The 18,037-nt window shown below is 63.5% G+C and carries 22 protein-coding genes; 12 read left to right on the forward strand and 10 right to left on the reverse strand.

Annotated features, from left to right (window positions below; translation table 11 throughout):
• Positions 1–2: 2 nt before the first annotated feature.
• Positions 3–392 (reverse strand): MAPEG family protein, encoded by a 390-nt coding sequence (locus AWB79_RS12235; RefSeq protein ID WP_061167690.1) that lies wholly within the window; start codon positions 390–392, stop codon positions 3–5.
• 112 nt (positions 393–504) lie between these two features.
• Between AWB79_RS12235 and AWB79_RS12240 the strand changes: the two genes are divergently transcribed.
• Positions 505–900 (forward strand): PPC domain-containing DNA-binding protein, encoded by a 396-nt coding sequence (locus tag AWB79_RS12240; RefSeq protein ID WP_061167691.1) that lies wholly within the window; start codon positions 505–507, stop codon positions 898–900.
• On the opposite strand, the gene AWB79_RS12245 is transcribed toward AWB79_RS12240, so the two are convergent.
• The 3 genes from AWB79_RS12245 to AWB79_RS12255 all read right to left on the reverse strand — a co-directional run bounded on the left by AWB79_RS12245 (position 884) and on the right by AWB79_RS12255 (position 3,280).
• Positions 884–1,729, reverse strand: coding sequence for a metallophosphoesterase family protein (locus AWB79_RS12245; RefSeq protein WP_061167692.1), 846 nt, complete (start codon positions 1,727–1,729; stop codon positions 884–886). The two genes, AWB79_RS12240 and AWB79_RS12245, sit on opposite strands and share 17 nt — an antisense overlap.
• Entirely contained in the window at positions 1,726–2,712 is a 987-nt protein-coding gene (locus tag AWB79_RS12250) for a diacylglycerol/lipid kinase family protein (protein WP_061167693.1), read from the reverse strand. The genes AWB79_RS12245 and AWB79_RS12250 overlap by 4 nt, the downstream gene beginning before the upstream one ends.
• A gap of 127 nt (positions 2,713–2,839) precedes the next feature.
• Complete coding sequence (locus tag AWB79_RS12255) at positions 2,840–3,280, reverse strand: CBS domain-containing protein (protein WP_061167694.1); 441 nt, start codon at positions 3,278–3,280, stop codon at positions 2,840–2,842.
• 286 nt (positions 3,281–3,566) lie between these two features.
• On the opposite strand from AWB79_RS12255, the gene AWB79_RS12260 reads away from it, so the two are divergent.
• Positions 3,567–4,526 carry a chemotaxis protein gene (locus AWB79_RS12260; RefSeq protein WP_061167828.1) on the forward strand — a complete coding sequence of 320 codons (960 nt, stop codon included), beginning with the start codon at positions 3,567–3,569 and terminating at the stop codon, positions 4,524–4,526.
• Positions 4,527–4,652: 126 nt separating this feature from the next.
• Here AWB79_RS12260 and AWB79_RS12265 read toward each other — a convergent pair whose 3' ends face one another.
• The 3 genes from AWB79_RS12265 to AWB79_RS12275 all read right to left on the reverse strand — a co-directional run bounded on the left by AWB79_RS12265 (position 4,653) and on the right by AWB79_RS12275 (position 6,128).
• Positions 4,653–4,928, reverse strand: coding sequence for a hypothetical protein (locus AWB79_RS12265; protein ID WP_061167695.1), 276 nt, complete (start codon positions 4,926–4,928; stop codon positions 4,653–4,655).
• Positions 4,929–5,250: 322 nt separating this feature from the next.
• Complete coding sequence (locus AWB79_RS12270) at positions 5,251–5,682, reverse strand: response regulator (protein ID WP_061167696.1); 432 nt, start codon at positions 5,680–5,682, stop codon at positions 5,251–5,253.
• A 65-nt stretch (positions 5,683–5,747) separates the two neighbouring features.
• On the reverse strand, positions 5,748–6,128 hold the full coding sequence (locus AWB79_RS12275; protein WP_061167829.1) for a hypothetical protein: 381 nt from the start codon (positions 6,126–6,128) through the stop codon (positions 5,748–5,750).
• Positions 6,129–6,345: 217 nt separating this feature from the next.
• Here AWB79_RS12275 and AWB79_RS12280 point away from each other — a divergent pair, with 217 nt between their 5' ends.
• Both AWB79_RS12280 and AWB79_RS12285 read left to right on the forward strand, forming a co-directional pair.
• Positions 6,346–7,368, forward strand: coding sequence for a transporter (locus tag AWB79_RS12280; RefSeq protein ID WP_061167830.1), 1,023 nt, complete (start codon positions 6,346–6,348; stop codon positions 7,366–7,368).
• 69 nt (positions 7,369–7,437) lie between these two features.
• Positions 7,438–7,617, forward strand: coding sequence for a CsbD family protein (locus AWB79_RS12285; protein ID WP_061167697.1), 180 nt, complete (start codon positions 7,438–7,440; stop codon positions 7,615–7,617).
• A gap of 27 nt (positions 7,618–7,644) precedes the next feature.
• On the opposite strand, the gene AWB79_RS12290 is transcribed toward AWB79_RS12285, so the two are convergent.
• Positions 7,645–8,112, reverse strand: coding sequence for a nuclear transport factor 2 family protein (locus AWB79_RS12290; RefSeq protein ID WP_061167698.1), 468 nt, complete (start codon positions 8,110–8,112; stop codon positions 7,645–7,647).
• A 105-nt stretch (positions 8,113–8,217) separates the two neighbouring features.
• Between AWB79_RS12290 and AWB79_RS12295 the strand changes: the two genes are divergently transcribed.
• Positions 8,218–8,790: a TetR/AcrR family transcriptional regulator gene (locus tag AWB79_RS12295; protein ID WP_061167699.1), complete on the forward strand. Its 573-nt coding sequence runs from the start codon at positions 8,218–8,220 to the stop codon at positions 8,788–8,790.
• 8 nt (positions 8,791–8,798) lie between these two features.
• Here AWB79_RS12295 and pdxR read toward each other — a convergent pair whose 3' ends face one another.
• A complete protein-coding gene (gene pdxR, locus AWB79_RS12300; RefSeq protein WP_061167700.1) occupies positions 8,799–10,292 on the reverse strand; it encodes a MocR-like pyridoxine biosynthesis transcription factor PdxR in 1,494 nt (497 codons plus the stop codon).
• 184 nt (positions 10,293–10,476) lie between these two features.
• On the opposite strand from pdxR, the gene AWB79_RS12305 reads away from it, so the two are divergent.
• The 5 genes from AWB79_RS12305 (at position 10,477) to AWB79_RS12325 (ending at position 15,635) form a co-directional block, all read left to right on the forward strand.
• Positions 10,477–11,604, forward strand: a complete 1,128-nt coding sequence (locus AWB79_RS12305; RefSeq protein WP_061167701.1) for an ABC transporter ATP-binding protein — start codon at positions 10,477–10,479, stop codon at positions 11,602–11,604.
• A 71-nt stretch (positions 11,605–11,675) separates the two neighbouring features.
• Positions 11,676–12,710 (forward strand): ABC transporter substrate-binding protein, encoded by a 1,035-nt coding sequence (locus AWB79_RS12310; RefSeq protein WP_061167702.1) that lies wholly within the window; start codon positions 11,676–11,678, stop codon positions 12,708–12,710.
• 67 nt (positions 12,711–12,777) lie between these two features.
• Positions 12,778–14,049: an ABC transporter permease gene (locus tag AWB79_RS12315; protein WP_061167703.1), complete on the forward strand. Its 1,272-nt coding sequence runs from the start codon at positions 12,778–12,780 to the stop codon at positions 14,047–14,049.
• Between the two features lie 6 nt (positions 14,050–14,055).
• Complete coding sequence (locus AWB79_RS12320) at positions 14,056–14,892, forward strand: ABC transporter permease (protein ID WP_061167704.1); 837 nt, start codon at positions 14,056–14,058, stop codon at positions 14,890–14,892.
• A 275-nt stretch (positions 14,893–15,167) separates the two neighbouring features.
• Positions 15,168–15,635, forward strand: coding sequence for a DUF3331 domain-containing protein (locus tag AWB79_RS12325; protein WP_232470886.1), 468 nt, complete (start codon positions 15,168–15,170; stop codon positions 15,633–15,635).
• A gap of 97 nt (positions 15,636–15,732) precedes the next feature.
• Here the strand turns inward: AWB79_RS12325 and AWB79_RS12330 are convergent, their stop codons facing one another.
• On the reverse strand, positions 15,733–16,347 hold the full coding sequence (locus tag AWB79_RS12330; RefSeq protein WP_061167706.1) for an NAD(P)-dependent oxidoreductase: 615 nt from the start codon (positions 16,345–16,347) through the stop codon (positions 15,733–15,735).
• Between the two features lie 442 nt (positions 16,348–16,789).
• On the opposite strand from AWB79_RS12330, the gene AWB79_RS12335 reads away from it, so the two are divergent.
• A complete protein-coding gene (locus AWB79_RS12335) occupies positions 16,790–16,987 on the forward strand; it encodes a hypothetical protein (protein WP_061167707.1) in 198 nt (65 codons plus the stop codon).
• Positions 16,988–17,579: 592 nt separating this feature from the next.
• On the forward strand, positions 17,580–18,035 hold the full coding sequence (gene bcsD / locus AWB79_RS12340) for a cellulose biosynthesis protein BcsD (protein ID WP_061167831.1): 456 nt from the start codon (positions 17,580–17,582) through the stop codon (positions 18,033–18,035).
• The last annotated feature ends 2 nt before the right edge of the window (positions 18,036–18,037 follow it).

The following is an 18,037-nucleotide window of genomic DNA, read 5'->3' on the forward strand; positions in this document are numbered from 1 at the left end:
TTTCAGATGATGGGAACGAGAATCTGCACGATGCCCACGATCGACACCAGCCACACGAGCGAGCGCACGAACGGCACGCCCGCCGCGTACAGCGGCACGTAGACCAGGCGCGCGACGAAGTACGCGAGCGCGCCGTAATGCGTGAGCGTGTTTTCGCGCCCTGTCACGTGGACGATCAGCACGGCGATCGCGAAGATCGGCAGCGTCTCGAAGAGATTCGACTGCGCGCGCATCAGCCGGCCGGAGAGCTTGCTGGGCGGCGGCGTGGCGGCGTCGCGCGGCCCGGCCTGATACTTGAGGCCGACTTCGCGATTGCGCACCACGGCGGGCAGCAACACTTGCACCAGCGCAAGCACGAGCGTCCAGGCCAGCATCGTCAGTTCGAAACTCATGGTAGCTCCTGAAAATGAACCTGCCAGGACTGGACCTGCGGGTCGCGCCCATCATGCCATTCACGCCCGCGAGCGTGTAGTCTTGAGTGCGACCAGGCTCGAATCTCCCGCCATGCATGCAATGACCCTCCGTCTGTCACCCGGCGACGACCTGCGCGCCGCGCTAGATCACGCGTTTCGCGAGCGCGGCCTTTCGGCTGCGTATGTGCTCCAGGGGATCGGCAGCCTGAGCGTCGCCCGTTTGCGCTACGCCGGCCGCGACGACGCTGCCGAACTGCGCGGCGACCTGGAAATCCTCACGCTCGCCGGCACGCTATCGCAGCACGGTCCGCACCTGCACATGAGCATTTCCGATGCCGATGGCCGCGTTTTCGGCGGCCACGTGGCGCCGGGCTGCATCGTGCGCACGACGGCCGAGCTGCTCGTCGCGAGTCTGGCCGGCGAACGTTACACGCGCGAGCACGACGCCGCGACGGGTTTCGCCGAACTCGTCATCCGGCCTGCGTGACGGGCACGCGCGGAGCGGCGCCGTCGAGCGCCAGTTCGTGGCGCGCGATCATTTCGAACGCCCCGGCCGTCTCCGCGTAATCCCAGCGCTCGACCGTCGTCTGCCGCGCGCCACCGGAATCCGCGACGTGGCGGATCACGTTCACCGAATTGTCGATGGTGCCGCGCGTGCGCCACGACAGCGCCGTGCCCGCCTGCACCGCCCACACGCGGCGCGGCAGTCCCGCGAAGGTATCGTGCAGCGGCAGCACGTAAGGCAGATGAATGTGTCCGCCCAGAATCATATCGGCGCCCGCGCGCGCCCAGCGCGTGACCGCGCGCTCGCGGCCGTGCAGCAGGTTGCGCTCGTCCTTCGCGCGCGTGACGGCCACCGGCTGATGCGTGATGACGACGCGCAACTGCGTCTCGCGCGCCATCTCCAGCCGCGCGGCGACGCGCCGGATCTGCTGCATCGACACTTCGCCGTCCTTGTGACGCCACGGGCGTGTCGTGTTCACGCCGAGCACGAGCAGTTCCGGCGATTCGAACACGGGCTCGAGATCGTTGCCGAACGCGCGCTGATGATTCGCATACGGACGGAAGATCCGCGCGAACACGTTGAAGAGCGGAATGTCGTGATTGCCCGGCACGACGAGCGTCGGCGTCGCGCCGAGCGTATCGACGAAGGCGCGCGCCGCGGCAAACTGATGTTTGCGGGCGCGCTGCGTGATGTCGCCCGACAGGACGACGAGATCGGGGGCGAGCGTATCGACGAGACGCAGCAGCGCCGCGACGACCTGCGGCCGCTCGGTGCCGAAATGCGTATCGGAAATCTGCAACAGCAAGCTCATGAACGATTCGCTTCCGCTACGGCCGGTTCGGGTTTGAGCAGCAGCAGCGGCTTTTCGGAAACGCGGAATTCCAGCGGCATCTGCAGTTTCGCTATCTCGCCGTCCGTCGCGATCTTGATCAATCTGCGCTTCCTCGAAGGATGCGTCACCGTGATGTGCGTGAACGTGAAGCTCGCGACGTGCTCGGAATCCGAGAGCCGCCCCGCCGCGCCGTGCAGCGACAGCCACAGGTGCAGGAGGCGTCCGACCGGCCGCGGCGCAATCGCCACGAGCAAACCCTGTTCCAGCGCGCGCGCTTCGTTCGGCATGCCGATCTGTTCCATCTGCAAGCGGTTGTTGCCCACGAACAGTGTCGACGAACGAAGCTCCTGCGTGCTGCCCTCGTGATCGATATGCAGGCGCAGGTGCCGATGCGGCTTCAGCATCGTGGAAAGCGCCGACCACAGTGCGACCAGGCGGCTGCGGCCGAACTGGCGTTTGTAGATTTCGCGGTCTTCCAGCAGACGCGGATATAGGCCGAGGCTCGCGTTGACGAGAAACATCCGGCCGTTGACGAAGCCGACCTGCACGGGATACGCGCGCGCGTCGAGCAACAGACGTGTGGATTGTTCCGGATCGGCGGGAATCCCGTGGTCACGGCTGAAATAGTTGAACGTGCCGCGCGGCAGCACGGCGAACGGACAGTTTGCGTCGAGCGCCGCATGGGCGACGGTGCAGAGCGTGCCGTCCCCGCCCGCGCCGACCAAGACGCCTTGCTGCGCGCGCGCCGCCGCTGCCGCGTCGCGCGCGACTTCCCTGAGACGGCGCGGATCGTCCACCACGCGCAGCTCGAAGCGCCGCCGCGCCGCGCCGAGTTCGCGTTCGAGCACGACGCGGGTCGCGTCGGCCTGCTGACGGCCCGAGCCCGCGTTCATCACGATGAAGAACGGCGCGTCGGCGGCGAGCGGCTGGCCGGTTTCAGCGGATGCTGCGATTGGTGTCATCGGCGGCGCTTCCTTCCTCTCGTTTTCCGCGCGCGGGCGCGCGCAGCGAGCCTGACTCCGCGCGCATACGCGGAGTGTGCCGATTATAACGAAAGGCTTACAACTCGATCATCGCGCCGCGCCGGGTTCAGGTGTGCTCGCCGCGAATGTAGTACTCGAGCTGCTGGATGGTGAACTGCTGTTCGGAAATGATGTTCTTCACCAGATCGCCGATGGAAATCATGCCGACGAGCTTGCCGTTGTCGATCACCGGCAGGTGGCGCATGCGCTTTTCGGTCATGAGCGCCATGCAGTCGTCGGTGGTCTGGTCGGGGCGCACGTAGCGCACGTGCGAAGTCATGATGTCGCGCACGGGCGTCTGTTTCGACGCGCGGTCCATCAGAACGACTTTGCGCGCGTAATCGCGCTCGGTCATGATGCCCACGATCTCATCGCCTTCGGTGACGATCACCGCGCCGATATGCTTGTCGGCCATCATCTTGATTGCATCGAAGACCGACGCCGTGGCGGCAATCGTATAGACCGTCTGGTCGGGTTTCGAATTCAGAACCTGTGCGACTGTTGCCATCGAGCGCCTCCGTTGTATGCGGGGAACGTTGTTGCGCCTGGGCGACGGGTTTCTCTTGCGCCTGTGTGGAGCCTAAAGCCTTGCGCGCGGCGCCTTCATAGGCATTAACCCGACCATTCGAAAAAGTATAGATCAACGGCGCGCCGCGCACGTGCGCCGTGCCACCTGCATGATGCATCGGCGTTCGTGTCAGCTGCCTACAGTTTCGGCGATTAATGCCGCTAATCAGGCATCCGGCGGAAATCGCCGCCAAACGCAGAAACACATGCCGTCAACGGAGAACAAGGTGAGCAGTTCACAACAGGATATCGAGCAGCGCGTGCGGCTCGCGGGCAGCAACATGTTCGAATTGCTTCTGTTCAGGCTCGGCGAGGCGCCGGGCTCGGAGCAACGGGAACTCTACGGCATCAACGTGTTCAAGGTGCGCGAAATTCTCGCGATGCCGACGATCACCGCCGTCGCGGGCGCGAGCGGGGACATTCTCGGCGTCGCGGATATTCGCGGCCAGATCATTCCCGTGATCGATCTCGCGCGCATCACCGGCTGCCGGCCGAAGAACGGTCCGAAGATCCTGCTCGTCACGGAATTCGCGCGCACGACGCAAGGATTCGCGGTCGAGGAAGTCGACGACATCGTGCGGCTGGAATGGAATCAGGTGCTCTCGGCGGAATCGCATTCGGGCGGCACGGCAGTGACGAGCTTCGCGCGGCTGGACGGCAACGTCGACGGCTCGCGCCTCGCGCAGGTGCTGGATGTCGAGCGCATCGTGCGGGACGTGCTGCCGTCGCAGGAATCCGACATCACCGAGGCGAACACCGGGCGTCTGCAACTGAAGCCGGGCGCGCGCGTGCTGGCGGCGGACGATTCGGGCGTGGCGCGCGCGCTGATCGAGCAGAGCCTCACCGCGATGGGCGTGCCCTTCGTGATGACCAAGACCGGTCAGGAAGCGTGGGACGTGCTGGAAGCGACGCTCAGAAAGGCGCAGAAAGAAGGCGGCGAAGTGGCGGATCACATCGCGCTCGTGCTCACCGACCTGGAAATGCCGGAAATGGACGGCTTCACCCTCACGCGCCGCATCAAGGCTGAAACCGGGCTGATGCACATACCGGTGGTGATCCACTCGTCGTTGTCTGGCTCGGCGAACGAGCAGCATGTACGCAAGGTCGGCGCGAATGCTTACGTGTCGAAATTCGAGGCGTCCGAGCTCGCCAGCGTAATGCGCGGCGCGCTCGCCAGCGCGGCCTGAAAAACCGGCCCGAAAAACGCCCGGCGCCCGGTCGAGGCGGACTTTGTGAGTCCGCGCCTCCGGGCGCCGTTTTTTCAGCCGCATTGTTTCGGCCGATCAACCCGGCGGATGAGCCGGGTCTTGCGTTTATTGACCAAAGAAGACGGATTGCGCCTTGTTGGCCCCTTGCGTGCGGTTGCCCGACTGGGCCAGCGCGTCACGCGAACCGCCGAAAGCGGTCTGGCTCACGCCGTTGGCTTGTTCCTGGGCCGCAATGGCTTGCGCGCTCGGACCTTGTTGCGAAGCCGGGGCGCCGACGGCCGGACGGTAGAACGGCGCCGGGCCGTAGCCGCTCGCGAAAGCGGGGGCAGCCAGCGTGGCGGTAGCAGCGATCAGAAGAGTAGCGAGAAGATTGCGTTTCATGGTGAGCTCCAAAGACGGTTGACGTTCAATCAGAAAGCGCCGCAGCGGTCTTGCGAGAAACAGTCTGCTACGTCGATGGAATGCAGTGTATACCCCTACTATCGCTTTTTTATCTCTATAAATTTCAATTCAGTTTTCGCTGTGCGCCAACAATCTTTGGCCGCACGGCTGTGCGATTTTCACGCCCAGCCAGACGCCACAAGGGATTGCGCGCGCTACGGCGCACCCTTGTGAAGCGCTTCGTTTAGGGGGGATAAAACAATTAATTCGCGAACGCGCGTGCCGATTCGGGCGTCGGAGACATGAAACCGCACGTTATCTGTCAGTGAACCAGCCGTGCGATCAGATGAACCAGTGCGGCGGGCGGATTGCCCTTCTGGCAGTAACCATCGAAACCCGCGTGCAGACCCTCGGGCCGCACGATTTCTTCGCCGAGCGCCGTAAAGGCGATGATCACCGCCTCGCGCGTGCGGGCGATGCGGCGCAAAACCCGGGCGGTTGCAAAGCCGTCGTGCTCCGGCATGGTGATGTCGAGAATCACGACGTGCGGCACCCAGTGGTCGATGGCATGCAGTGCATCGACGCCGGAGAACGCATAGCGCGTGTCGAAGCCGTCGGATTCGAGCGCGGCGGCGAGCGCCTCGGCGCTGAACGCGTTGTCATCGACGACAAGAATGCGCCATTGCTCCCGATCGACGTCGACACAACGATTCGTCCAGAGCGCGCAGTGAGAGGGATGCGGATATACGGACATGGCCAGCGGACGAATGCACACGCTCGCGCTTCAGCACGATTCGCGCCCGGCCGTGCACGCTCGCCTCAGGCGTCGCCGTCCTTGAGTGCGTCGTCGCCCTTGGCTGAATCGTCGTCCTTCTTGCTCTTGCGGCGCTTCGGCGGAGCGTCCTCCTTCTCGCGCAGGCGCGCGTTCGCTTCGACGAGCGAGGCTGCGTCGCGCTGGCGCAGCGCAAGATCGAGTTCGCCCAAGGCGCCGAATAGCGCGCCTTGCTCCGCCTCGTCCGGCGCCGTTGCGGCGCTCTTCGCGACGCGCCGCGCCTCCTTGTCGAGCCGCCTGAGCAGCTTGGCGCCGAAGCGCGTGTCCAATTCGCCTTCGCGCGCGAGCCCCGCTATCACCGACGCGAGCCGGATGAGCCCGCTCGCCGTGGTTTGCGTCGCCCCGTCCAGATCGTCAAGGTCGTCCAATGCCTTCTCCCCATGTTGGCACGCGGCGCCGCGCGGGCGCCCGTCTTGCATGACGCGATGTTACGCCGCCAATATGACATTGATATTTGCAACTTGCGACGCGCACGAGCCGATCATCGTGCGCCGTGTTTGCAAACGCGGATGGCGATTCAGGGCGCGACCGATGGCAAACTAGCGGGTGGCGCGCAGAACCATCCAGAACGAACCGAATTCCCGCATGAATCCCGCTACCTTGCAAAGATCGCCATACGGCTCCGATTTCTCCGGCCTCGTCTGCGGCTTCCGGTTTCATGTCGATCACCCCGGCGAACGCATCGAGGCCGAAGCCGCGAGCGAGTGGCTCGCACGCGACGACACCACGAAAGAATTCATCTGGCTGCACTTCGATCTCGCCAATAGTTCCTGCGAGCGCTGGATGCGCACACGCTTGGGCCTGCCGGACGCGTTCTTCGAGACGCTCAACGAAGGCTCGCACTCGACCCGCATCGAGCATCAGGAAGGCGCGCTTTTCGCGGTCATCAACGACGTGATGTTCAACTTCGAGCTGACGCCGTCCGAAATCGCCACGCTATGGGTCTACACGCATCAGAAGCTGCTCGTCACCGCGCGGCTGAAACCCCTGCGCTCGGTCGATTCGCTGCGCGAGTCGGTCAAGCGCGGCGAGGTATTCCGCTCGCCCGCCGAGCTGCTCTCGCATCTGCTGCGCGATCAGGCGGACCTGCTCGTGCAGATCGTGCGGCGCACGAGCGTCGAGGTCGATGGCATCGAGGATCGTTTTCTTTCGATGCGCGGCGCGCCGACCCGCACCGATCTCGGCGGCCTGCGGCGCGTGCTCGTCAGACTCCAGCGGCTGCTCGCACCCGAGCCCGGCTCGGTGTTCCGCCTGCTCGCGCGGCCGCCACGCTGGCTGCATTCCCAGGACATTCAGGATCTGCGCGATGCGACCGAAGAGTTCTCGCTCGTGCTCAACGATCTCGCCGGACTGGTCGAGCGCATCAAGCTGCTGCAGGAAGAAGTCGCGGCGCGCGTGGACGACCAGAGCAACCGCACGCTGTTTACGCTGACGCTCGTGACCGTGCTCGCGCTGCCAATCAATATCGTCGCGGGTTTCTTCGGCATGAACGTGGGCGGGATTCCGCTCGCGGAGAATCATCACGGTTTCTGGCTGCTCGTCGCGATCGTCGCGACGTTCACGTTTCTCGCCGGATGGTGGGCGTTCCGGCGACGCCGCGACATGTAGCAACGGCCGGGCACGTTCGATGCGCCATCTTCCGGTGAGGCGCATGCCTCGCAAACGTCGGAGGACATCATGGACAAGAACCGCATCGAAGGCACGGCCCGTCAGATGAAAGGAATCGTCCGCGAGGCCGTCGGCAAGGCAACGCACAGCCGCAGCACGCAGATGCGCGGCACGGCCGAAAGAATGGCGGGCAAGATGCAGGCGAAACTGGGCGCAGCGGCGGATGCCGTGCGCCGCAACAAGAAGTAATCAGCAAGTCACCGCAGCGCCGGCTTCTCAGAAGCCGAGGTCGCTCAGGCCCGGATGGTCGTCGGGCCGGCGGCCGAGCGGCCAGTGGTATTGGCGGTCCGTCGCCTTGATCGGCAGGTCGTTGATCGAAGCATGCCGATGCGTCATCAGCCCCGCCTCGTTGAATTCCCAGTTCTCGTTGCCGTAGCTGCGATACCAGTTGTTGGCATCGTCATGCCATTCGTAGGCAAAGCGCACCGCGATGCGGTTGCCTTCATACGCCCACAATTCCTTGATCAGCCGATAGTCGAGTTCGCGCGCCCATTTGCGCTTGAGAAACGCGACGACTTCCTCGCGCCCGCTGGCAAATTCCGCGCGATTGCGCCAGCGCGTGTCCACGCTGTACGCGAGCGAGACGCGCTCGGGTTCGCGCGTATTCCACGCATCTTCAGCGAGACGGACCTTGAGCTTCGCGGATTCTTCATCGAACGGCGGGAACGGTGGTTTGCTTTCCATGGCGAGTCCTCCATGACATGTTGGAACATCGGAAAATTAAGTAGACAGATCTGTCTGCCTGGCGCACTCTAGCGCAGGTAGACGAACCTGTCTACAATCGATTGAATGAACACGCCAGCAACTTCGTCCGATCTCGCGGAACTCACGCCGGATGCGCGCATCCTGCATACCGCGCATGACCTCTTCTACCGCGACGGCATCCGCGCCACGGGCATCGACCGCGTGATCGCGGAGTCGGGCGTGGCGAAGAAAACGTTCTATCGCTACTTTCCGAGCAAGGACGATCTGATCGTCGCGTTTCTGGATCATCGTCACGAAGTCTGGATCGCGTGGTTCCGCGATGCGCTTTCGCGTCACGGCGGTACGCTCGCGGCGCTCGTGCCCGCGCTCGCCGAATGGCTCGGCAGCGAAAACTATCGCGGCTGCGCGTTCATCAACTCGGTCGTGGAAGTCGGCGGGACGTTGCCGCAAGCGGTCGAAATCTCGCGGCGCCACAAGCGTGACATGACCGCGGCCATACGGGCGCTCATGCCCGCGTCGCGCACTGCGAAGGCGGACGCGCAGGCGCTCGCGCTGGCGGTGGATGGCGCAATCGTCGCGGCGCAGTTCGCGGACTCACCCGCGGACGCATTGAAGGCGCTTGCCCGCGTCGTACGGGCGGTCAGCAAGTCGATGTGAGACCCGCGTCAGGCCTGAGCCACGGCCACCGGCGCGAGCGCGCGCTCGATCACGTTCGCCAGTTTCGCGAACATCGGCGCGATATCCGCATTCGGCACGCACGCGTAGCCGAGCATCAGTCCGCGTAGCGCCTCGTCGCGATTCATGTAGTAATTGACGAGCGGCCGCGTCACGACGCCGGCTGCGAGCGCATCGGCGGAAATGGCGCGGTCGTCGGCCGAGGGCGGCAGTTCCAGCACGAAGTGCAGTCCGGCTTCGTCGCCGCGCACGGCGAGCGTGTCGCCGAAGTGCGCGTGAATCGCCCGGATCAGCAATTCGCGCCGCTCGCCATACAACCCGCGCATGCGCCGCACATGCGACGTGAGATGCCCGTCCAGAATGAACTCCGTCAGGACGGCCTGCTGCATCAGCTGCCCCTCGCGATACAGCTCCGCGACGCCGATCCGGAACGTCTCGACCAGTTCCTCCGGCACCACCATGTAGCCCATGCGCAAGCCGGGATACAGCATCTTGCCGAGACTGCCCACATAGATGACCTGCCCCGCGTCGTCGAGGCCCTGCAACGATGAAAGCGGCCGGCTGCCATAGCGGAACTCGCTGTCGTAGTCGTCCTCGATGATCCACACCTTGTGCTGGCGCGCGAATTCCAGCAGCGCGCGCCGCCGCGCGAGGCTCATCACCATGCCGAGCGGATACTGATGCGACGGCGTCACGAGCGCGATGCGCGGCGGCTCCGCCATGTCGCGCGCGGACGGATTCAGCCCTTCCTCGTCGACCGGAACCGGCGCGAGCGTCAGCCCCGACGATTGCAGCACGCTGCGCACGCCCCAGTAGCACGGCTCCTCGACCCACGCGCGATCGCCGAAATCGGTGAGCAGGCGCACCGCGAGATCGATCGACTGATGAATGCCCGTCGTGATGATGATCTGATCCGGCTGGCACTTCACCGAGCGCGCGACGCGCAAATAGTCCGACAACGCGCGACGCAGCGGACGATACCCGCCGCCCGGCGCATAAGTCAGCAGATCGGGACTGGCGCGCTTCCACAGCTTCGCCTGCAGCCTGCTCCAGGTGCGCGCCGGAAATTCGGCGACGTCCGGCACGCCCGGCATGAACGCGCCCCACTGCTTCGGCGACACGCCCGCCTGTTCGACCAGCCGCTCGCCGCGGCGCGACAGCGCGCGCGGCGTCTTAGCTTCCCCGGGCTTCGCTCGCGAGGCGATGGCGTCGCGCGGCGCGGTGTCGGCGACGTAGGTGCCGCTGCCGGTCGCCGAGCTCACGTAGCCTTCGGCGGTGAGCTGCTCGTAGACGTGCAGCACGGTATTGCGCGCGACGCCCAGGTCGATCGCCAGCATGCGCGAGCTCGGCAGCTTGGTTCCGGGCGCGAGCTGGCCAGTCAGAATGGCCTGCTGCATCAGCTCCAACATCTGCCGGTAAGCCGGCTCGTCGGCCGTGCGATCGAGCCGCACGCTCAGCCAGTCGGCGAGGATGATGGTATCCATGAGGTGTCGTCCGTCGCTCGGAACCGCGCTTCGCAACCGCTGGAAGTGGCTCCATTTTGAATATTGAAATGGCTCCCCATTGTAGAACCGTACCGGGCTATAGTTATCGCAAGCAGTGGAAAAAATTTCCGGACGTCAGTGAGGCGTTCGGCAGTATCAGGATTTTCCGAAGGAGACACGGAAGATGAAATCCGATCAGGTGATCGTCAGCTTTCGCGGCGTTCGCAAGACGTATGACGGCGAAACGCTCGTCGTCAAATCGCTCGATCTCGATATCTATCAGGGCGAATTCCTCACGCTGCTCGGGCCGTCCGGCTCCGGCAAGACCACGTGCCTCATGATGCTCGCGGGCTTCGAATTCCCGACCGGCGGCGAAATCTGGCTCGACGGCAAGCTGCTCAACAAGGTGCCGCCGCACAAGCGCGACATCGGCATGGTGTTTCAGAACTACGCGCTCTTTCCGCATCTGTCGGTACAGCAGAACGTCGAATATCCGCTGACGGTGCGCAAGATGTCCGCCGAAGAACGCGCGCATCGGGTCAACAACGCGCTCAAGATGGTGCGCATGGAAAGCTTTGCGAAGCGTTATCCGGCGCAGCTTTCCGGCGGCCAGCAGCAGCGTATCGCGCTGGCGCGCGCGCTCGTGTTCGAACCCAAGCTCGTGCTGATGGACGAGCCGCTCGGCGCGCTCGACAAACAGTTGCGCGAGCACATGCAGATCGAGCTCAAGGCGCTGCACGAGAAGCTCGGCGTGACTTTCGTCTACGTCACGCACGACCAGGGCGAAGCGCTCACCATGTCCGACCGCGTCGCCGTGTTCGACAAGGGCATCGTGCAGCAGCTCGACACCGTCGATCACCTCTATGAAGCGCCGTGCAACGAGTTCGTCGCGAACTTCATCGGCGACAGCAACCGGCTGCGCGGCACCATCGAACAGACACAAGGCGATTACTGCGAAATCCGTCTCGCCGATGGCACGCGTCTGTCCGGGCTCAATGTCGCGAATGCGAAGCCCGGAGCGTCGGCCATTGCCTGCATCCGGCCAGAACGCATGAAGCTCACGCAAAGCAACGGCCACGCGAACGGCCACGGCGGCAACGGCGGCAACGGCAGAAGCGGCATCAATGCGCTGTCGGGCGAAGCGAAGAGCCTCATCTATTTCGGCGATCACGTACGCATGCGCTGCGGCGTGCGCGAGCAGGACGAGTGCTTCGTCAAGGTGCCGCTCGGCACCGCGGCGCTCGACGGTTTCGCGCCCGGCCTGCCCGTCGCGCTCGAATTCGCGCCCGAGCATCTGCGCGTGTTCGCCTGAATCCGAAGCAGGCGTTTCGCTTCCCTTCCCGTAGGTCCCTGAATAAAACCAAGCAGACAGAGGAAACCATCATGAAGAAGTTCGCACTGTGTTCCATGGCGGCCGCGCTTGCATGCGCGTCGGTGGCGTCGAGCGCGGCGGAGATCACCGTCGTCAACTTCGGCGGCGCGAACGGCGACGCGCAGAAGGTCGCGTTCAACCAGCCGTTCGAGCAATCCACCAAGAACAAGGTCACCGCCGTCGAATACAACGGTGAGCAGGCCAAGGTCAAGGCGATGGTCGAGGCGAAGCACGTCAACTGGGACGTGGTCGAAGTCGAATCGGGCGATCTCGGCCGCGGTTGCGACGAAGGTCTGTACGAGAAGCTCGACTGGTCGAAGATCGCGAAGAAATCGGATCTCGTGCCTGAATCACCGGCGACGTGCGGCGTGGGCTTCTTCGTGTGGTCCACCGCCCTCGCCTATAACGCCGACAAGCTGAAGGGGGCGCCGGCCGGCTGGGCCGACTTCTGGGACACGAAGAAATTCCCCGGTAAGCGCGGCATGCGCAAGGGCGCGCGCTACAACCTCGAATTCGCGCTGATGGCCGACGGCGTCGCGCCGAAGGACGTCTACAAGGTGCTCGGCACGAAGGCCGGCGCGGATCGCGCGTTCAAGAAGCTGGACGAGCTGAAGCCGAATATCCAGTGGTGGGAAGCCGGCGCACAGCCGCCGCAGTTCCTCGTCGCGGGCGATGTCGTGATGTCCACCGCCTATAACGGCCGCATCGATGCGGCGCGCAAGGAAGGCAAGAACCTGAAGGTCGTATGGAACGGCAGCATCTACGACCTCGACTACTGGGCGATTCCGAAGGGCTCGCCGAACAAGGACGTGGCGCAACAGTTCATCGCGTATTCGGTGTCGCAGAAGCCGCAGGAAACGTATGCGAAGAACATCGCCTACGGCCCGGTGAACAAGGCCGCGATCTCCGCTCTCGACGCGAAGACCAAGGCCGACATGCCGAACTCGCCCGACAACGCGAAGAACGCGGTCTTGCAGGACATGGCGTTCTGGACCGATCACGGCGACGAACTGGAACAGCGCTTCACCGCGTGGGCGTCGAAATAAGCGCGTTATCTGAAGGTCGACGGTCGCGCTTCGCCGGGAAGCGCGACCGCAAGAAGGAGACACAAGCGTGAACACCATGACGATCCCCGCGGACGAATCGCGCGAATCGAGCGCGCGTCTGAAGCGCGAACTGAAGATCGCCGATGCGAAAAAGCGCGCCATGGCGCTCGTGCTCATCGCGCCGCTCGCCATTTTCCTGTTCCTGATTTTCGTGGTGCCGATCGGCGCGCTGCTCACACGCGCGATCGAAAATCCCGAAGTGGCGAATGCGCTGCCGCACACCGGCGCGGCGCTCGCGAAGTGGGACCGCAAGACGCCGCCATCGGACGAAGCTTATGCCGCGCTCGCGCAAGACCTGACCGCGGTCTCGGACGGCGAATCGATGGGCGCGCTCGCGCGTCGTCTGAACACCGAGATTCCAGGCTACCGTTCGCTCGTCGCGAAGACCGCGCGCGCCATGCCGCTGACCGGTGACGACGGCAAGCCGCTGCCCGCCGCGCAGATCAAACCGAAGATTCTGGAGATCGACGAGCGCTGGAACGATCCTGCCTACTGGCAGGCCATTGCGAAGAACGCGGGCCGCTATTCGCCCTTCTATATCCTCGCGTCGCTCGATCACAAGCAGGACGGCTTCGGCAGCATCGTCCACTCCGATCCGGATCAATCCATCTATCTCAACGTCTTCGGGCGCACGTTCGTGATCGGCGTCGGCGTAACGCTGTTCGCGCTGCTGCTCGGCTACCCGCTCGCCTACTGGATTTCCACGCTGCCCGAACGGCGCGCGAATCTCGTCATGGTGCTCGTGCTGATTCCGTTCTGGACCTCGGTGCTGGTGCGCGTCGCCGCGTGGATCGTGCTGTTGCAGAGCGAAGGGCTCGTGAACAAGGCGCTGCTCGGCGCGGGGCTGATCGGCTCACCGCTCGCGCTGCTGTTCAACCGCGTGGGCGTCTATATCTCGATGACGCACATCCTGCTTCCGTTCATGATCCTGCCGCTCTACAGCGTGATGAAGTCGGTGCCGTCCACTTACCAACGCGCCGCCGTCTCGCTCGGCAGTCATCCGTTCGCGGCGTTCTGGCGCGTCTACGTGCCGCAGACTTATCCGGGTATCGGCGCGGGCGTGCTGCTCGTGTTCATTCTGGCGATCGGCTACTACATCACGCCTGCGCTGCTGGGCGGCCCGAACGATCAGATGGTCAGTTACTACATCGCCTATTTCACCAATGTGACCATCAACTGGGGCATGGCGTGCGCGCTCGGTGCGCTGCTGCTCGCCGCGACCTTGCTGCTTTACGTGGTCTATGGACGTTTCACGCGCTCGAACGTGAGTCTGGGGTAAGGAAACATGAAACTCGCCAAACCGATGTTCGCGCCGCATACATCCGCCATCGAGCGCATCTGGTATTTCGCGCTGCGAATCCTGTGCGTGCTGACGCTGCTCTACCTGATCCTGCCCGTGCTCGCGATCGTGCCGCTGTCGTTCTCGTCGAGCACGTTCCTCGTCTACCCGATTCCGGGCTGGTCGATGCGCTGGTATCACAACCTCGTCATGTCCGACGAATGGCGCATGGCGGCAAAGAACAGTTTCATCGTGGCGCCCTCCGCCACCATCGTCGCCACGATCCTCGGCACGCTCGCGGCCGTCGGCCTCACGAAGGCGAATTTCGTCGGCAAGAGCCTGCTGATGGCCGTGCTCATCTCGCCGATGATCGTGCCGGTGATCGTGGTCGGCGTCGGCATGTATCTGTTCTTCGCGCCGCTTGGCATCGCCAATACGTACTTCGGGCTGATTCTCGCGCATGCGGCGCTCGGCGTGCCGTTCGTCGTGACAACCGTCGGCGCGACGCTGCAGAACTTCAATTACAACCTCGTGCGCGCAAGCCAGTCGCTCGGCGCGAGCCCGCTCAAGACGTTCTTTCGCGTGACGCTGCCGGTCATCGCGCCGGGCGTGATTTCGGGCGCGCTGTTCGCGTTCGCCACATCGTTCGACGAAGTCGTGGTCACGCTATTCCTCGCCGGCGCCGATCAGACGACCTTGCCGCGGCAGATGTTCACCGGCATCCGCGAGAACATAAGTCCGACGATCGCCGCGCTCGCGACCATCCTGATCGTGTTCTCGACAAGCCTGTTGCTCGCGCTGGAATGGCTGCGCGGTCGTGCGGCGGCACGAGCGGTGGCGTGATGCGGACGGCGCGAGCGGGCGGCGTGTCCTCGACGATTTTCCGTCCAAAAACCATGTGGAATCCGGGTGATTAGCGTCGAGAGCGCTGCGTCATCCGATTCGCGACAAACCTTACAATTTGCCTCAAGCCTCGCCACGCAAGGCTGTGCGCGATACTTTCACGACGATCGTTCGATTATTCGCAGCAACGGGATAGTGTATTCACTGATGCAGTATTTATCGGAATGTGCTTAATGCCGTACGTTCTAGGTCGAGTCAAAGCCTGGAACAATGCCATGACAGCTTTTTCGAAAAGAGCGGACCCGTGGTCACAGACGGTTCACCTGCTCGAGGCGATGCCCACCGACATCGCCCGCACAGCCCCATCCCAGAAGACCGCGCGCGTGGAAAGCGCCTTCCTGGAGCGCCTGACGCGCGACTGGAATCGCACGCATCCGCATCATGCGGAGGATCGTCTGCCCTTTCCACAAGCGATCGTCCGCGTGATCGAGCGCCCGAGCAGCGCGACGGCGCTCGTCTACTGGTCCGATCCCGGCACCTGCCACTACGGCTATCAGGGCTGGCGCGCAACCACGGCATCGGCCGAGGGCGTGTGTTCGCTTTCGGGGATGCCGATTCATCGCGGCGATCAGGTGTATCGCCCGTCGCAACGCGATCCGAAGCCGCAGAACGCCTCCGCGATGATCCTCGCCGCCGCCATGCCGAAGAACAGCGAGGAAGTGGAAGTGGACATGCACGGCTGACGCCGGAATCTTCACTGCAGCAAGGGGAACGGCGGCGGAACCGTCATCGACTCTTCGATGACGGTTCCGCCGCCGTGCATTGCTCCTGGATCGTCTCTCAGTAGCCGACGGTGATGCGCTGCCTGATATGCGCGCCGCGCTCGAATTCATCGAGAAAAGCGATGGCGTAATCGTCAAAGGAAATCCAGCTTCGGCCGCTGCCGTCCACCAGCAACTCGTCCACGCCGAGACGGAATTTCTGCGTGCGCGGGCCCGGCACGAATTCAGCCGACGGCGAGACGAAGGTCCAGTCGAGATCGCGCTCGCGGCGGAGCGCATCGAGAAACGCGGCGCCCGCTGTTGCTTCCGGTTTGTAAGCCTCCGGAAAACCCGGCAAATCGAGCACACGCTGGCCGGGTGCGGCATAAAGGCTGCCCGCGCCGCCCACCACCAGCAAGCGCCGCACGCCAGCGCGCTTCACCGGTTCGACGATTGCGGGCTCCGAAACGGTGGCGAAACGCGTTGCGCCAAACACCGCGTCGTGTCCGGCGAGCGCGGCTGTCAGCGCATCCGGGTCGAGTGCATCGAGGTTTTGCGTGTCGACCCCGTCCCGTTGCGCGAGCGCGGAGGTATCTCGGGCGATCGCGGTGACCGTGTGTCCGCGCCGCAACGTCTCTTCGATCAGACGGCTGCCGACATTTCCCGTTGCTCCGATGATCGCGATCTTGCTCATTGCCACTTTCTCCTTTGCTTTTAGGCCATTCTCACCGAATCGTCCGACCGGTCAGTTCATCATAAAGGGAAACAAACCCCGTTACAGCCGCCGCACTTCAAAGCGTTTGTTTCGTCGTGGGACGAAATCGGAGGAAACGTCGCGCACGGTCGTTATTAAAAACCTGATTACCACTATCTTGATCACGCAAGTTCCGGGCCGAATCCCCGCGCTACGCACGTAATATCGACACGCCATTGTCATACTGAAATTGCACGAACGGCCAAGCGCGCCTCGGTTAAACTGGTTGCCCCGCACTCTTTCGAGACGCGCAACAGCGGCGAACACCGGCGCGCCGCGCGCAGCAGTTTCGGAGTGAGTTTTCAGTTTGAAGTCGCCAAATTGTCATGGCATTGGTTTATATTGCAGTTCCTCGCCGCTCCATTACCGGAAGGAGTTAATCGTGAAGAATCCGCAATTGCAGGGTGCCATCGAAGGACGCGAAAATCCGGCAGGCGAAACCGCCTACGAGCCGATTCCGGTTCGCGCTGTCCCAAAGGAGTCCGCCGATCAACCCGGTTATTCCGATTCGCTCGACATCCCGCTTAATTACGGCATTGTGATGGACGCTGTCAGGGACGCGGTTCGCGCCAACCCGTAAGCGTCCGAGAACCCATGCAAAGCGCCCTGGCGGGCGCTTTTTTTTGGCCGAACGAAAAGGCGCGGCGCGCGCCTATGTTGACGACGAATGGCCGAATAGTTTCGCCTATCCAAGCCTATCGGCAAGGACTCGGCAGGCGTCTTGGCTCAATTTCGAATTCGCCTGAGCAAATAGCAGACATACGACGGACCACCGGAACGCCGCGATCCACGAAAAGTCAATCCGTGTGAATCAGAGCCAACGGCAGCGAAATCACTGGATTAACGGGGTGGTACACTGCCGCCTTCGTTACGTAAGGGTCTCGCGACCGGTGAGCGGAACGCCGCCACGTCCAACTTTCGTCCACAGAAAGATCTCGCTTCGAAAGCTCAAATTGGACTGTCTATCCTGTCCTTTTCCCCCGATCCGATAAAAAAATGCGCTGCTAGTCTTCCCACTGGCGAAAAAAACCGCATTGAAGTAAGTTCAGACGTGTAATAGCGCCTGGACAAGCGTCCGGATCAATGCTCGCGGGTTAATGAGACTCCCGCGGGTCGCAAAACAAGACGATCAACCAAACCCGGTGGCTTGCGCGCTGCCGAACGAACAAGACATGGCCGCTATTTTCGACTACCTGTTGGAACACCAGATCTCCAGGCAATGGCGGGGCCTTCTCGCCGCACTCGCGGACGAGTTCGAGGCGCAGATCGGCCGCAGCGAGCTCCGCCAGTTGATGCATCGCATCGGCCTCCGTTACGCCCAGGCACATCCGTTGCCGTCCTGCGAGTCGACGGCGGCGCTCGCCGACGCGTTCAACGCCCTGTGGCGCGACACCGACTGGGGCTTCGTCGAACTGTCCGATGAACGCGACTATCTGAGCATCGTGCATTACTGCGCGCCGCTGCCCGCGTTCGGCGAGCGCGCGCTCGCGTGGACGCCCGCGTTTCTCGAAGGGGCTTATCAGCAGTGGCTCGCCGTGCTCGGCGCGCAAGGACTCGAGCTTCACCAGGCAAGCGAGTTCGGCGACGACGCGGCCATCGAATTCAGGCTCGCGCGCGTCGCGGCCTGAGG

Source organism: Caballeronia hypogeia, from assembly GCF_001544875.2.
Classification (GTDB): domain Bacteria; phylum Pseudomonadota; class Gammaproteobacteria; order Burkholderiales; family Burkholderiaceae; genus Caballeronia; species Caballeronia hypogeia.